This window comes from Phytohabitans sp. LZ39 (genome assembly GCF_059359075.1).
Genome location: NZ_JCADBM010000026.1, coordinates 126,889 through 141,536 on the forward strand (window position 1 = coordinate 126,889; position 14,648 = coordinate 141,536).

Sequence of the window (14,648 nt, forward strand, 5' to 3'; positions counted from 1 at the left end):
TCTTCGGGTGTCTCCCACTCCCACCCAGCTTGTCGCTGACCGCTACCGGCTGCTCGAGCCGCTCGGTCAGGGTGGTATGGGCCGGGTGTGGAAGGCTAGCGACGAGGTGTTGCACCGCGAGGTCGCGATCAAGGAGCTGGTGCCGCCGCCGGGGTTGACGACCGAAGAGCGGCAGGAGATGCGCGAGCGGTCGTTGCGGGAGGCGCGGGCGATCGCGCGGCTCAACAATGTCAACGTCGTGCGCATCTTCGACGTCCTGCGCACCGACGGCGATCCGTGGATCGTGATGGAGTACGTGGCGTCGCGTTCGTTGCAGGATGTGCTCGCACACGACGGGCCGGTGTCGCCGGCGCGGGCGGCGGAGATCGGCATCGGGATGCTCGGGGCGCTGCGGGCGGCCCACCGCTCGGGCGTGGTGCACCGGGATGTCAAGCCGGCCAACGTGTTGCTCGCCGAAGACGGGCGTGTGGTGCTCACCGACTTCGGGCTGGCGACCGTGCCGGGCGACCCGAACGTGACGCGTACCGGGCTGGTGCTCGGCTCGCCGGCGTACATCGCGCCGGAGCGGGCGCGCGATGGCACGGCCGGGCCGGAGGCCGACCTCTGGTCGCTCGGCGCGACGCTCTACGCGGCGGTGGAGGGGCAGTCGCCGTTCGCGCGGCCGTCGGCGATCGGCACGCTGGCCGCGCTCGCGACGGAGCCGGTGCCGACGCCGCGCCATGGTGGCGCGCTCAAGCCCGTGCTCAACGGCCTGCTGCGCAAGGATCCCACCGCACGGATCAACGCGGACGAAGCGGAGCGCCTGTTGCGCCGCGCGGCCGGCCGCCGGCCCCGCGCGACGCTTTCTCTCCTGGATGGGGTACGCCGGCCGTCCGCCATCGAGCGCCGGGATCCGTTGCCCGACGTGAAGCCGACGACGGTGGTGGCCGCCGCCGAGCCGCCGACCAAGGCGCTCGCCAAGCCGCCCGCGGCGGCGGCACCGGCCGCGAAAGCCGAGATCGCCACCAACCCAGCCGACGCAGCCACCAACCCAGCCGACGCAGCCACGAAACGAGCCGACGCGGCCACGAAACAAGCCGACGCGGCCGCACAGCCGGCCGAGGGGGCTACCAAGACGGCGGAGGCGCCGAAGCGGGACGAGGGGGAGACCAAGGTCGCCGTGCCGGCGCCCCGCACGCCGGGTGACGCCATGCTGCCGGTGGTGCCGGGCAAGGACGACGAGGCGGTCGAGAAGGCGGCGGAGGCCGCTCCGGCGCTGATACCGCCATCGGCTCCCCGCCTGGCCCGAGTCGCAGTGGTCTCGGGGGCCGCCATCCTGCTCGTACTATCGCTGATTTTGATTCTTGCTCTCAACAACGGTGACCGTGAACCGGCCGGCGGTGGCGGCGCCACGACGAAGCCGACGCCGGCCGCGACGAGCGCCGCGCCGCCGACGACGGCGGCCGCGGAGCCGACCACCGGCGCGCCATCCACGCCGAGTGCCTCTCCGCCGAGCCCGAGCGGTGTGGTGCTGCCGGCCGGCTGGCGCATCTACAAGGACAGCACGGGCTTCTCCGTCGCGGCGCCCGCGGGGTGGAGGGTGAGCCGGGAGGGCACGATGGTGTTCTTCCGGGAGCAGGGCGGCGAGGGGCGCGTGCTCGGCGTCGACCAGACCGACCAGCCCAAGCCCGACCCGGTCGCCGACTGGACCTCGCAGGAGGCGGACCGGCGCGACGGCTACAACGGCTACAAGCGGGTGAAGATCGCGCCGGTCGACTACTTCGACAAGGCGGCCGACTGGGAGTGGACGTACACGAGCCGTAACAACAACCGCCTGCACGTCGTCAACCGCGGCTTCATCACCTCACCAAACCAGGCATACGGGATCTACTGGTCCACGCTCGACTCCACGTGGAAGGCCAACCTGAAGTACTTCTCCCTGGTAGTGGAGAGTTTTCGCCCCGCGAGCGACTAAACCGGCATGACCGCCGCCGTACAGGGGTACTGCTTACGGCGTGAGCTACCGACAGCATGTACTGAAGCCGAGCGTGGCGCTCTGGGCGATGACCGGAGTGCTGCTGCTCTACAGCCTTGGCATCGTGGTCGTGCTGCTCACCCTCTCCGCAGTCGTGATCGGCTTCGGTGCCTGGTGGGCAATGCGGCAGCACCATCCCCATCCCGTGGCGGTCGGCAGGGCCCGGCCGCGCCGGCAACCGAACGTCATCAATCGATAACTGGCAGTTGCTGACCGCGCCTCCAGTCGGGAACCATGGAGCCCGACCTACCGACGATTGGCGGGTACGGGATGACGCAGTTCCAGCGTGGCTACTCCGCACAGGAGGACGAGATCTCCCAGCTGATGGGAGAGGCGCTGGAGCTCTACCGGAGCGGTAACCTCGACCGGGCCCGGCGCAAGGGTGAGGAAGCCATCACCCTGTGCCGGGACCTGGCGGCCGTCGAGCCGGACGATCCGCAGCATCAGCGGGTGCTGGCCTCGCTCCTCTACAACCACGCGGTCGTCCTCAACCGCATGGACCGGCGGGCGGCCGCGCTGGCCGCGGTCCAGGAGGCTTCGCGCATCTACGAGGAGCTCGTCGCGCTCGACCCGGCGTTCGAGCCGCTGTACGCCGACGCGCAGACCCGGGTGGGCGCCACGTACACCGGGTTGGGCCGCACCGAGGAGGCCGTCGCCTGCCACCGGCGCGCGGTCAGCACATACCTCTCGCTCCCGCCTGACGTGGCCGTGGAGCGGGGCATCGCGCGGGCGATGAGCCTGCTGGCGTCCGCCTTGGAGGCTGACGACCGGCCCGACGAGGCGATGGCGGCGGCGGACGACGCGCTTCGCCGGTACGCCGACCTCGACGCGCGCGACCAGCTGCCGCTCGACGCGGCCGGCTTCTACGCGCTGACCGCCCGCACGCTCGCCCGCCTACATGCCCGGCGCGCCGAATACGAAGAGGCGGCGAGCGCGAGCGCGATCGCCGTGACGGTGTACCGGCTGCTGCTGGAGCAGGTGTCGCCCGAGTGGGGCGAGCCGCTGGCCGCCGCGGTCGGCGAGCGCGCCGCGCACATGTCCGCGGCGGGCCGGCCCGAGGAGGGCCTCGACCAGGCGCGCGACATGCTCCACCTGGTCCGTTCGCTGGACGAGCGCCAGCCCGACACCTACATGACCGCCTTCACGCGGCTGGCCGCGGTGGTGGCCACCCTCGAAGGCTGAGCTCGTGATCAAAGCTCCTCTCAAGCAGTTCCAACCGCTTGAGAGGAGCTTTGATCACGTTGAAGCTGGCACTTTCCTCCACATCGATGGATGGCTACGGTAACTTTTGCCATCCATCGAAGGAGGTCTCTCGTGCCAGAACGACGAACGTTGCTCGCGGGCGCCGCCGGTGCCTTGCTCGGCGGTGTATTCGTGGCCGGCCGCGCCGAGGCGGCAGCCACCCCGCCGCGCGTCTACACCCGGGCGGAGTGGGGCGCCCGGCCGGCCACCGGGTCGATCCGCTACCTCGACCGCCAGCCGGACCACATCGTGGTGCACCACACCGCCGGCGCCAACACCACGGACTACTCGCTGGCGGCCGCGTTCCGCCACTCGAAGTGGATCCAGGACCTGCACATGGACCAGAACGGGTGGATCGACTCGGGCCAGCAGCTCACCATCAGCCGCGGCGGCTACGTCATGGAGGGGCGGCAGCTCAGCCTCCGCGCCATCAACGAGCGCCAGCACGTGAGCGGCGCGCAGACCGCCAACCACAACGACCACACCATCGGCATCGAAAACGAGGGCATCTACGTCTCGGCCACGCCGCCGGCCGCGCTCTTCAACTCCTTGGTACGCACCTGCGCGTGGCTCTGTGACGTGTACTCGCTCGACCCGTTCGGTGCGATCGTCGGCCACCGCGACTACGTGGCGACTCAGTGCCCGGGTGACGTCTTCTACGCCCGCCTGCCCGAGCTGCGCCAGCGCGTGGCGGCCGAGCTGGGTGCATGAACCGGCCGCGAAAAATTTCCACAGGATCTATTGCGATCATGGTTAGTTTCCTTCAAAGATGTCAAGAAATATCCATCCTTGTTGGTCCCTAGTCCTGGGGAGGCACTATGACCAGCACCAGCACAGATGGCATGGCTAGACGCACGCGCACGGGCCTTCGGCGGCTCGCCGGCGCCGCGCTGGCGATGGTGGCCGCGACCGCGACGGTGGTGGGTGTCTCCGCCACGCCGGCCATGGCCGCGACGACCCCCGGCATCGACGTCTCCAACCACCAGGGCGCGATCAACTGGACGAGCGTGCGCAACGCCGGCATCCAGTTCGCGTTCATCAAGGCGACCGAGGGCGTCTCGTACCAAGACCCCCGCTTCGACACCAACTACGTCGCTGCGTACAACGCCGGCGTGATCCGCGGGGCCTACCACTTCGCCCTGCCGGACCGCAGCAGCGGCGCGGTGCAGGCCAACTTCCTGGCCAGCAATGGCGGCGCCTGGTCCGCCGACAGCCGCACCCTCCCGGCCGCCCTCGACCTGGAGGCAAACCCCTACGGCGCCTACTGCTACGGCCTCAGCACGGCCGGCATGCGCAGCTGGGTGCAGAGCTTCCTCGACCAGTACCGCGCCCGCACCGGCCGGCACGCGGTCATCTACACGACCACCAGCTTCTGGAACACCTGCACCGGCAGCTGGAGCGGCCCGTGGGCGACCAGTCCACTGTGGGTCGCCCGCTGGGCCAGCACCGTGGGCGCGCTCCCCCCGGGCGCACCGTTCTGGACCTTCTGGCAGTACACGAGCACCGGCTCGGTCGCCGGCATCTCCGGCAACGTGGACCGCAACCACTTCAACGGCGCCCGTGACCGTCTGATCGCACTGGCTAACAACACGTAGTGGTCCTTCCTGGGGCGGTGCCGTCGGCGCCGCCCCACTCATAGCGTCGTCGGCTAGGCTCGCCGGCTGTGGCTTCGGTAGACGGTTTGACAGACGCATGGGACTGGCTCTTCGGCGGCCAGCCCGACCCGCCGCTGCTGCTGGTGATCCTCACCGGCGTGGCGGCGCTCGCCGTTGTGCTGACCCGGATGGCATGGCGCATCGCACGCAACGCGATCACCATCGCGCACGAGGGCGGGCACGCACTGATAGCGCTGCTGACCGGGCGCAAGCTACGCGGCATCCGGCTGCACTCGGACACCTCGGGCCTAACTCTCTCCGCGGGCCGCCCGACCGGGCCGGGCATGGCGTTCACCCTGCTGGCCGGCTACATAGCCCCGTCGCTGATCGGCCTGGCCGGCGCGTGGCTGCTGGCCGGCAACCGCATCCGCCTCCTGCTGTGGGTGGCCGTGGTGCTGCTGCTCGCGATGCTCGTGATGATCCGCAACGCGTTCGGCATAGTGTCCATTGTGGTCACCACCGGCGCCGTCTTCGGAGTGTCGTGGTTCGCGTCGCCGGACGTGCAGTCGGTCTTCGCGTACGCGGGCGTGTGGTTCCTCCTCCTCGGCGGCGTCCGCCCGATCGGCGAGCTGCAAACCCTCCGCGGCCGCGGCCAGCTGCCCGACTCCGACGCCGACCAACTGGCCGGCATCACCCACGTGCCCGGGCTCGTCTGGGTGGGCTTCTTCGGCCTTGTCAACCTGGGCGCGCTCGCCCTCGGCGGCTACCTCCTCGTCAAGCCCTTCGTGGATGACCTGATGTAGGTCACCGTCCCGCCCACCGCACTCGAGAGCTTCCGGAGCCGGGGGTAGCTTCCTACGTAGACAGAGATGTGAGCTACCGCGATGCCCGTCGTGGTCCAGACCGCTGCTCCCGCGGCCTTACCCATCCGCCGCTGGTCACGCTCACCCCGGCGGCTGCGCCGGGCCTTTACGGCCCCGGCTGGGTAGGTGCGCGCGGGATGCATTTGCTCTGCTTCCCCAGAGTGGCCACCCCCACGCCTCCACGGGTCCGCGGGACAAGCCCACCTGGGCGGTCTTCGCGGGCAGTCGACGCAGCGTGACCAACCCGGGGTTGGGACGTCGAGATCTAGGAGAGTTAGGGCTGAAATGGCGCCCTAACTCTCCTAGATCTGGAATCTCGCGCCGCTCACACCGCCGCAGCGGTTACTCGCGGCGACGAAACCCCGCCGCTTTCCCGGATCGCCGATCCGGCAACGGGCATTGTGGACAAACGTCGACCACCGCGTGGCGCGAGCTCAATCCGCTCCCCGCCGGTTGCGCGCAGGGTTAGCGCGACCAGCGGCGGACGGGTGACGCCGCGGGCGCAACGGTCTGGACCACGACGCACATCGCGGTAGCTCAAATCTCTGTCTAAGTAGGGGTTCAGGGGCGAAGCCACCCCGACTCCGAAAGGTCGCTAGAGGGGGATGTTGCCGTGTTTCTTCGGCGGCAAGGTCTCTCGCTTCGTGCGGAGCGCGCGCAGGGCGCGGACGATCTGGACGCGCGTATGCGAGGGTTGGATGACCGCGTCGACGTAGCCTCGCTCGGCGGCGACGTACGGGTTGGCGAGCGTGTCCTCGTACTCGGTGACGAGCTCCGCCCGTAGCGCCGCCGGGTCGTCCGCATTGGACAGTGCGGCGCGATGCAGGATGTTTACCGCGCCCTGCGCGCCCATCACCGCGATCTGCGCGGTGGGCCATGCGAAGTTGAGGTCGGCGCCGAGGTGCTTGGAGCCCATGACGTCGTACGCACCGCCGTACGCCTTGCGCGTGATGACAGTGACCTTCGGGACGGTGGCTTCGGCGTACGCGTAGATGAGCTTGGCGCCGCGCCGGATGATGCCTTCCCACTCCTGGCCCGTGCCGGGCAGGAAACCGGGAACGTCCACAAAGGTCAGTACCGGGATGTTGAACGCGTCGCAGGTGCGTACGAAGCGGGCGGCCTTCTCCGACGCGGCGATGTCGAGGCACCCGGCGAAGTGCATGGGCTGGTTGGCCACCACGCCGACCGGGTGTCCCTCGACGCGGCCGAAGCCGACCACGATGTTCTGCGCGAACAGCGCGTGCACTTCGAGGAACTCGCCGTCGTCCAGCACGTGCTCGATGACGCGGTGGATGTCGTACGGCTGGTTGGCTGAGTCGGGGATCAGCGTGTCGAGGGCGAGGTCGTCCTCGCTGACGTCCAAAGAGGACGAATTCGGGAACGTCGGCGCGTCGTCCATGTTGTTCGACGGTAGGTAGGACAGCAGCGCCTTGACGTAGTCGATCGCGTCCTCCTCGTCGGTGCCGAGGTAGTGCGCGTTGCCGGAGCGGGTGTTGTGCGTGCGGGCGCCGCCCAGCTCCTCGAAGCCGACGTCCTCGCCGGTGACCGTCTTGATCACGTCGGGGCCGGTGATGAACATGTGGGACGTCTGGTCGACCATCACGGTGAAGTCGGTGACCGCGGGGGAGTACACCGCGCCGCCCGCGCACGGGCCCATCACCAGCGAGATCTGCGGGATCACGCCGCTGGCCCGCACGTTGCGGAAGAAGATCTCGCCGTACAGGCCGAGGCTGACCACGCCCTCCTGGATGCGGGCGCCGCCGGAGTCGTTGATGCCGATCACGGGGCAACCCGTCTTCATCGCCAGGTCCATGACCTTGACGATCTTCTCGCCGAAGACCTCGCCCAGCGAGCCGCCGAAGACCGTGAAGTCCTGGGCGAACACGCACACCTGCCGGCCGTCGACCGTGCCGTAGCCGGTTACCACGCCGTCGCCGTACGGCCGGGTCTTGTCCAGGCCGAAGTTGGTCGAGCGGTGGCGGGCCAGCTCGTCCATCTCGACGAACGAGCCCTCGTCCAGCAGCATCGCGATCCGCTCGCGGGCGGTCTTCTTGCCACGGGAGTGCTGCTTTTCCACGGCGCGGGCGGAGCCGGCGTGCGTCGCCTCGTCGACCCGGCGCGAAAGGTCCGCGAGCTTGCCCGCGGTGGTGTGTACGTCGATCTGGGCGGCGCTCTCCTGAACGGTCACTACTGGATGGTAACGATCGGCGGATCGGCAGGTCGCCGGAGTCGTTTCGCGGCAAATGCCCTGTTCGTTGTAGTCGACGTGATGGTCATTGGTCTCGCGCTCATCGTGAGCGGGGCGATCGTGCTCTACGCGCTGCGCCGTGCGCTCTGGCGGCGGCTGGAAGAAGACGGGGAACCGGAGGCGCCGCCGGTCGAGCGGGTGCACTACGTCGGCCCCGAGGACGACGCGATCGACACCCCCCTGGACGACGGCGTCGGCGAGTACGGCTCGCGTCCCATCTACGTGCCACCGGAGCGCGGCACGGTGTACGTGTCGCGGGGTGTCGACCGCGATTAGGCTCGGCGGGTGACCTCGCCGTACACAAACCTGGACCGGCCACCGCTCAACGCCCGGCGGCTGGAGGCGGCGCTGGTCACCGAGACCGGGCCGTGGACCCGCCTCGACCTGCGTGCGGAGACCGGCTCCACCAACGCGGACGCGGTGGCGGCCGCGCGTGCGGGTGAGCCGGAGGGCCTGGTGGTCGTCGCCGAGGCGCAGACCGCGGGACGCGGCCGTCGGGGGCGCACCTGGACCTCGCCGCCACGCGCGGGCCTCACCACCAGCGTGCTGCTCCGCCCCGGAGTCGCCGTGCCCGAGCGGGAGTGGCCGGCCGCGCCGCCGTCGGCCTACGGGTGGCTGCCCCTGCTGGCCGGGGTGGCGCTGGTCGAGACCGCGACCCGGCTGGCCGAGGTGCCCGCGGTGCTCAAGTGGCCCAACGACCTGATGGTCGGCGACCTCAAATGCGCCGGCATCCTCGCCGAGGGCGTGCCCGACAGCGGCGGCGCGCCGGCGGTCGTGGTGGGCATCGGCCTCAACGTGACGCTGCGCGCGAACGAGCTGCCCGCGGACCGGCCGGCCACCTCGCTCCAGCTGGCCGGTGCCGCGATGACCGACCGTGACCCGCTGCTGCGGGCGCTGCTGCGCGGGCTCGGCGGCTGGTACGCCCGATGGCGCCTCGCCGCTGGTGACGCCGCCGAGTGCGGGCTGCTGGAGGCGTACCGGCACCACTGCGGCACGATCGGCCGGAGCGTGCGGGTGCGGCTACCCTCCGGCGCGGAGCTGGCCGGCGAGGTCACCACCATCGACGCCGACGGGCAGCTCGTCGTCCGCACGACAGGCGGCGGCAGCCAATCCGTTGCCGCGGGGGACGTGCTCCACGTGCGTTGAAGCGCTACCGTCAGCCCGTCACGAATGTGAATGAGGAGGTTGGCGTGGCCTTTCCGGAAGACGTGCTCACCAAGGACGAGCACGTCGTGCTGCACATGCACCCCCACTGGAAGGAGGCGATCCGGCCGGTACTGGTGCTGGTGTTGGCACTCGTCGGCCTGGTTGCCGCCTGGATCTTTCTCCCCGACGGCGGTGGTGGCACCATCACGCTCTACGTCATCGCCGCTGCGGCGCTCGTCGCCGTGCTGTGGCTGACGCTCTGGCCGATCCTGGTCTGGCGGACGACACACCACGTCTTCACCAACGAGCGTGTGATCCTGCAACACGGGGTCTTCTCCCGCGACCGGCGGGACATCCCGCTCGGCCGGGTCAACGACCACTCGATGAGCCAGACGTTCATCGAGCGCCTGCTCGGCTGCGGCACGCTCACGATCGAGTCCGCCGGTGAGCGCGGCCAGTCGCTGCTCCGCGACATGCCCGCCGTGGAAAAGGTCCAGACGACGCTCTACGAGCTGATCGAGGCCAACCACGACAAGCACAGCCTCGGCGACGAGGAGATGCGCGACATCATGCGGGAGTCCAACCGGGAGGCCCGGGAAGCCCAGCAGCCGTAAGCCGGGGCAAAGTTTGAGGGCGCCCGCGAGGGCGCCCTCAATGTGTCAGTGGGCCGTGGATCTCCGGGCCGCGTCGAGCTCGACCGCGAGCTCGGCGTCGAGCGCCACGTCGTCGATCGGCGAGGCGAGCTCGGCCTCCAGCGGCTCGGTCAGCTCGTCGAACTCCGCGGTGCGGGCCTGCGCCGGCACGGCGGCCGACGACGGGGTGGGCTCTTCCAGCGCGTCGACGATCTCGGCGACCGGGTCGAGGTGGGGCTGGTGCGCGACGCCCGCCGGCTGCGGCCGGAACACGAACGTGCGGTAGGACCAGAACCGGAACGCCATGCCGAGCACGAGGCCGACGGTCTTGACGAGGTTGAGCGCCAGCAGGCCGTTGATGTCCAGCCCGTACTTGGCGACGGCCAGCACGCCCAGCTCGATCACCAGGCCGGCCGCGTTGAAGAGGAAGAAGAGCGAGTATTCGCGCCGCATCGCCGACTTGGACCGGTCACGGAACGTCCAATGCCGGTTCATGAAGTAGGACGACGTGGTCGCGACAACGGTCGCTATGACCGTCGCCTTCAGCTGCCCGTCCGCGAGAACGGTCAGCACCAGAGCGTTGAACAGTGCGTAGTTGAGGACGGTGTTGGCGCCACCGACCGCGCCAAACTTCAGCGCCTCCTTGAGAAACTTCTGCCAACGCTCCGGTAGCAGGCGGACAAGACGCATTCGGCCACCTTACGGCAGTCTGGCGGCCGCGTCCCCACGACCGGCTGGAGGTTTGCTGAAGGTCACGCCCGCTACTTGCTCTCCGTAACTGTCGCGGGCACGGGCTGTGTATCGGGATTAAGGAATACCCAGCGCCGGTAGGACCAAAAGCGGAATGTGGTGCCCATCGCAGTGCCGACGATGTTTGCGGAAATGTTATCCACGATCGGGTTTTGGAATACCGGCCACACGCTGCCCAGGCCGTAGTGGGAAATGGCCAGAGTGAGCAGGCTGAAGCACAGGCCGATCGCGTTCAGCACGAAGTAGAGGATGTACTCCCGGGCGAGGTTGGACCGCGCGCGGTGGCGCCAGGTCCAGAACCGGTTGCCGACGAAGGCGACGCTCGCGGCGATCGCCGTGGAGAAGACCTTGGCGGTCAGCGACTCCATGTCGAGCACGGTCAGCGCGATGTTGAACAGCACCAGGTCGACGCCGAACGCGATGATGCCGACGGTGCCGAACTTACCCAGCTCATGGACAAGGTGCCCGAAACGGTCCCAGAGCCGGCGCAAGAGCCCCGGTCTGGAGTCGGAAGACGCCGGAGGCTCACCCGTCACGGTTGCGGACACGCAGTCGAGGGTACCGGCTCCGGTCATCCCGTATGGGACGCCTCCCGTGCATATATCTGACGCAGCCGCTCGCGCGCCCGGTACGCCAGCGCCGCCACCCCGCCGGGGGTGAGGCCCAACCTCGGCGCGACCTGCGCGTGCGGCTCACCCTCGATCTCGGTGTGCCACAGCACCGTGCGCCACCGCTCGGGCAGCTGGGCGAAGGCGCGCGCCGCCTGGGCCCGCTCGAGCTGCACCACGGCCGTGTCCTGAAACGGCTCGCCCCGTTCGTACCGGGTGAGGTCGTCGGTGAACTCGATCCGCTGGTCCCGCCGCACGCGGTCGTAGCGCACGTGGCGGAGCGTGGTGTGCAGGTACGCGCGGAACGCCACGTCCGGGCCGCGCCCGGCGCGGAGCACCGCGAGCACCTTCGCGAACGTCTCAGCCACGAGGTCGTCGGCGTCCGCCGGACATCGCACCAACGTGTACGCCAGGCGTCTGGCGGCGTCGGCGTGGCGGGCGTAGAGCGCGCCGTACGCGGTGCTGTCGCCGTCGCGTACGGCCGCCAGAAGGTGTGCGTCACTCAACTCGACATGGGTAGTCACTGTCGCCTCCGGGGGATTAATCAGGCGTAACAGGAGCTAACCAGCACCTTAGGGCAATTCGGTCGTACCCGGAAGGGGTGAGGGGCCCGCAGGAAGGTTTGCGTGAAACTGCGCGTGGGAGCGCGGAAAACGTCGTGAGAAGTCACAAACGCCGTACCTTGTGCAGATTTTCACAACCGTCCACGCTGCCCCGACCCGCTCCTCGGCTTACGCTGAGTTGAAATCCCGATGACTCGAACCGGCGCGTCGGACCGTCCGACACGCCCGCTCCGCGCATCCCGATTTCCGGTCAACGTCGACCAAAGGAGACAGTTATGACGGCCCCACCGGCGACCGTTCGAGGGCTCGATCACGCCCCCACCAACCACCGGAAACTGCTCTCCTGGGTCCGCGAGGTGGCCGAGCTGACGACACCGGACGAGGTCGTCTGGTGCGACGGCTCAGCCGAGGAGTGGCGCCGGCTCACCGACGAGCTCGTCGAGGCGGGCACGTTCGTGCGGCTGGCCGACGACCGCAAGCCCAACTCGTTCTGGGCGCGCACCGACCCGACCGACGTGGCACGGGTCGAGGAGCGCACGTTCATCTGCTCGGTCGACGAGGCCGACGCTGGCCCCACCAACAACTGGGTGGCGCCGGACGAGATGAAGCGCACGATGACCGCGCTCTACCGGGGATCCATGCGCGGCCGCACGATGTACGTCATCCCGTTCTGCATGGGCTCGCTCGACGTGCCGGAGCCGATGTTCGGCGTCGAGCTGACCGACAGCCCGTACGTGGTGACCTCGATGCGCGTCATGACCCGCATGGGCACCGAGGTGCTCGCGGCGATGGGCGACGACGCCTGGTTCGTCCCCGCGCTGCACTCGGTGGGCGCGCCGCTCGAGCCGGGCCAGGACGACGTGTCCTGGCCGTGCAACGAGACCAAGTTCATCTCGCACTTCCCGGAGACCCGGGAGATCTGGTCGTACGGCTCCGGCTACGGCGGCAACTCGCTGCTCGGCAAGAAGTGCTACTCCCTGCGGATCGCGAGCGTCATGGCGCGCGACGAGGGGTGGCTCGCCGAGCACATGCTGATCCTCAAGCTCACCTCGCCCGAGGGCACCGTGCGGTATGTGGCCGGCGCCTTCCCGTCCGCCTGCGGGAAGACCAACCTGGCCATGCTCCAGCCCACGATCCCGGGCTGGAAGGTCGAGACGATCGGCGACGACATCGCCTGGATGCGGTTCGGCGACGACGGCCGGCTGTACGCCACCAACCCGGAGTACGGGCTCTTCGGTGTCGCGCCCGGCACCGACTGGAAGACCAACCCGAACGCCATGCGCACCCTCGACGTGGGCAACTCGGTCTTCACCAACGTCGCGCTCACCGACGACGGCGACATCTGGTGGGAGGGCATGGGCGAGCCACCCGCGCACCTCACCGACTGGCGCGGCGGCGACTGGACGCCGGACTCCGGCGAGCTGTCGTCGCATCCCAACTCGCGTTTCTGCACACCGATCACGCAGTGCCCGATCCTCGCGCCGGAGTACAACGACCCGCGCGGCGTGCCGATCGACGCGATCCTCTTCGGCGGGCGGCGCAAGACCACGATCCCGCTCGTCACCGAGGCGCGCGACTGGGTGCACGGCGTCTACCTCGGCGCCACGCTCTCCTCGGAGACCACGGCCGCCGCGACGGGCAAGGTGGGCGTCGTGCGTCGCGACCCGATGGCCATGCTGCCCTTCATCGGGTACAACGCCGGCGATTACTTCCGGCACTGGATCGAGATGGGCAAGGGCGCTGGAGACGGAGCCGGCGACCCCGAAAAACTTCCAAAGATCTTCTACGTCAACTGGTTCCGCCGGGGTGACGACGGCCGCTTCCTCTGGCCCGGTTTCGGGGAAAACTCCCGCGTGCTCAAGTGGATCGTCGAGCGGCTGGAGGGCCGGGGTGCCGCGGTCGAGACGCCGATCGGCCACGTGCCGGCGCCGGACGCGCTCGACCTCAGCGGCCTCGACGTGAGCCGGGCCGACATCGAGGCCGCGCTGCGCGTCGACCCGGCCGAGTGGAAGGCGGAGATTCCGCAGGTCACCGAGTGGTTCGAGAAGTTCGGCGACAAGCTGCCGGGCGTGCTCTGGGCGGAGCTCGACGCCCTGAAGGCAAGGCTGGACGCCGCTCCCTGATCCCAGGGAAGCTGGGCGGGTGACCGCCACGCGTGCCGCCGTGACCCCGGTCCGGCGGCCGCCGGCGGTCCGGGCCCTCGTGGTCCTGCTCGTCGCGACGGCGGCGGCCACCGTCGCGACCGAGGCCCTCAACTGGTGGTACACCGACGAGCAGGGCTTCGGGCTCGCCGTGCGCACCGGCTGGGCGATGCTCCGCGCGCTCGGTTTCCTGATCCTGATCTGGCACGTGCGGCGGGGGCGGGCCGGTGCCAAGCCGTTCGGCCTGATCCTCGCGGTCACCACGGTCTTCGCGGTCGGACGCCTGCTCGTGCCGCGCGACGGGCTGCCGGCACTGCCCGGCGTCGCGGGCTTCGCCGGCCTCGCCCTCCTCTGCGCGGCCGTGGTGCTGCTGCTCTACCGATCGCCTTCGGTGGGCGGCTACCTCGTCCGCCACCCGAGCCGCCTGGTGATCGACCGCAAGGGCGTCTCCTGGCAGGAGGCGGCGCCCCGGCGGCCGCAGGCGACCGGGTGGCTGCTGACCGCGCGGGTGGCCGCGTTCACGTACGCGCCGCTGATGCTGGTGCCGTGCCTCGTGTCGATCGGCGCGATCCCGGACCACGGCCCGTTCGCGCTGTCGGCCGTGGTGCTGTGGTTTCTTGTCGCGCTCGGGGTGAGCAACGTGGTACTGCCCACCACCTTCTTCATGCTGCGCGGCCGCCGATGGGCACGCGGCCTGATGTGGGGTATCACCGCCCTCGTGTTACTCGTAGACCTGCCGCTGTGCTGGTGGCTGCTGGGCGCGGACGGCCTGATCCGGGACGGCGCGCCGCTGGTCGTGGCCGCCGGCCTCACCCACTACGGCATCTGGCGGGCGCGATGAGCGAG

The 14,648-nt window shown here is 69.7% G+C and carries 15 protein-coding genes; 11 read left to right on the plus strand and 4 right to left on the minus strand.

The window, feature by feature from the left end:
- The first annotated feature begins 7 nt into the window (after positions 1–7).
- From AC5L36_RS37595 to AC5L36_RS37620, 6 genes are all read left to right on the plus strand, one after another.
- Positions 8–1,954 carry a serine/threonine-protein kinase gene (locus tag AC5L36_RS37595; protein ID WP_441222211.1) on the plus strand — a complete coding sequence of 649 codons (1,947 nt, stop codon included), beginning with the start codon at positions 8–10 and terminating at the stop codon, positions 1,952–1,954.
- A gap of 40 nt (positions 1,955–1,994) precedes the next feature.
- Entirely contained in the window at positions 1,995–2,213 is a 219-nt protein-coding gene (locus AC5L36_RS37600) for a hypothetical protein (RefSeq protein ID WP_441222212.1), read from the plus strand.
- 35 nt (positions 2,214–2,248) lie between these two features.
- Positions 2,249–3,196 (plus strand): tetratricopeptide repeat protein, encoded by a 948-nt coding sequence (locus tag AC5L36_RS37605; protein WP_494909509.1) that lies wholly within the window; start codon positions 2,249–2,251, stop codon positions 3,194–3,196.
- A gap of 132 nt (positions 3,197–3,328) precedes the next feature.
- A complete protein-coding gene (locus tag AC5L36_RS37610) occupies positions 3,329–3,967 on the plus strand; it encodes a peptidoglycan recognition protein family protein (RefSeq protein WP_441222214.1) in 639 nt (212 codons plus the stop codon).
- Between the two features lie 131 nt (positions 3,968–4,098).
- Positions 4,099–4,851 carry a GH25 family lysozyme gene (locus AC5L36_RS37615; RefSeq protein ID WP_441222215.1) on the plus strand — a complete coding sequence of 251 codons (753 nt, stop codon included), beginning with the start codon at positions 4,099–4,101 and terminating at the stop codon, positions 4,849–4,851.
- A 68-nt stretch (positions 4,852–4,919) separates the two neighbouring features.
- Positions 4,920–5,654, plus strand: coding sequence for a M50 family metallopeptidase (locus AC5L36_RS37620; protein WP_441222216.1), 735 nt, complete (start codon positions 4,920–4,922; stop codon positions 5,652–5,654).
- 655 nt (positions 5,655–6,309) lie between these two features.
- Here AC5L36_RS37620 and AC5L36_RS37625 read toward each other — a convergent pair.
- Positions 6,310–7,902, minus strand: a complete 1,593-nt coding sequence (locus AC5L36_RS37625) for an acyl-CoA carboxylase subunit beta (RefSeq protein ID WP_441222217.1) — start codon at positions 7,900–7,902, stop codon at positions 6,310–6,312.
- A gap of 81 nt (positions 7,903–7,983) precedes the next feature.
- Here AC5L36_RS37625 and AC5L36_RS37630 point away from each other — a divergent pair, with 81 nt between their 5' ends.
- Genes AC5L36_RS37630 through AC5L36_RS37640 form a run of 3 tightly spaced genes read left to right on the plus strand, consistent with a single transcriptional unit; the run spans position 7,984 to position 9,722 of the window.
- Entirely contained in the window at positions 7,984–8,238 is a 255-nt protein-coding gene (locus AC5L36_RS37630) for a hypothetical protein (protein ID WP_441222218.1), read from the plus strand.
- Between the two features lie 9 nt (positions 8,239–8,247).
- The gene (locus tag AC5L36_RS37635; RefSeq protein ID WP_441222219.1) at positions 8,248–9,108 is read left to right on the plus strand and encodes a biotin--[acetyl-CoA-carboxylase] ligase; all 861 of its coding nucleotides are present in this window, start codon (positions 8,248–8,250) and stop codon (positions 9,106–9,108) included.
- Between the two features lie 44 nt (positions 9,109–9,152).
- Entirely contained in the window at positions 9,153–9,722 is a 570-nt protein-coding gene (locus tag AC5L36_RS37640; RefSeq protein ID WP_441222220.1) for a PH domain-containing protein, read from the plus strand.
- A gap of 45 nt (positions 9,723–9,767) precedes the next feature.
- Here AC5L36_RS37640 and AC5L36_RS37645 read toward each other — a convergent pair whose 3' ends face one another.
- The 3 genes from AC5L36_RS37645 to AC5L36_RS37655 all read right to left on the minus strand — a co-directional run bounded on the left by AC5L36_RS37645 (position 9,768) and on the right by AC5L36_RS37655 (position 11,604).
- Positions 9,768–10,430 carry a GtrA family protein gene (locus tag AC5L36_RS37645; protein ID WP_441222221.1) on the minus strand — a complete coding sequence of 221 codons (663 nt, stop codon included), beginning with the start codon at positions 10,428–10,430 and terminating at the stop codon, positions 9,768–9,770.
- 71 nt (positions 10,431–10,501) lie between these two features.
- Positions 10,502–11,038 carry a GtrA family protein gene (locus AC5L36_RS37650; RefSeq protein ID WP_441222222.1) on the minus strand — a complete coding sequence of 179 codons (537 nt, stop codon included), beginning with the start codon at positions 11,036–11,038 and terminating at the stop codon, positions 10,502–10,504.
- A 23-nt stretch (positions 11,039–11,061) separates the two neighbouring features.
- On the minus strand, positions 11,062–11,604 hold the full coding sequence (locus AC5L36_RS37655) for an RNA polymerase sigma factor (protein ID WP_441222223.1): 543 nt from the start codon (positions 11,602–11,604) through the stop codon (positions 11,062–11,064).
- Positions 11,605–11,936: 332 nt separating this feature from the next.
- Between AC5L36_RS37655 and AC5L36_RS37660 the strand changes: the two genes are divergently transcribed.
- Positions 11,937–13,784, plus strand: coding sequence for a phosphoenolpyruvate carboxykinase (GTP) (locus AC5L36_RS37660; RefSeq protein WP_441222224.1), 1,848 nt, complete (start codon positions 11,937–11,939; stop codon positions 13,782–13,784).
- A gap of 19 nt (positions 13,785–13,803) precedes the next feature.
- Positions 13,804–14,643: a hypothetical protein gene (locus AC5L36_RS37665; RefSeq protein ID WP_441222225.1), complete on the plus strand. Its 840-nt coding sequence runs from the start codon at positions 13,804–13,806 to the stop codon at positions 14,641–14,643.
- Positions 14,644–14,648 lie beyond the last annotated feature (5 nt).

What these genes read in the sequence shown, in the direction of transcription:
- AC5L36_RS37605 (WP_494909509.1), top strand. Translation starts at nt 2,249, where the DNA reads ATGGAGCCCGACCTACCGACGATTGGCGGGTACGGGATGACGCAGTTC.
- AC5L36_RS37615 (WP_441222215.1), top strand. Translation starts at nt 4,099, where the DNA reads ATGGCTAGACGCACGCGCACGGGCCTTCGGCGGCTCGCCGGCGCCGCG.
- AC5L36_RS37630 (WP_441222218.1), top strand. Translation starts at nt 7,984, where the DNA reads ATGGTCATTGGTCTCGCGCTCATCGTGAGCGGGGCGATCGTGCTCTAC.
- AC5L36_RS37645 (WP_441222221.1), bottom strand. Translation starts at nt 10,430, where the DNA reads ATGCGTCTTGTCCGCCTGCTACCGGAGCGTTGGCAGAAGTTTCTCAAG.
- AC5L36_RS37660 (WP_441222224.1), top strand. Translation starts at nt 11,937, where the DNA reads ATGACGGCCCCACCGGCGACCGTTCGAGGGCTCGATCACGCCCCCACC.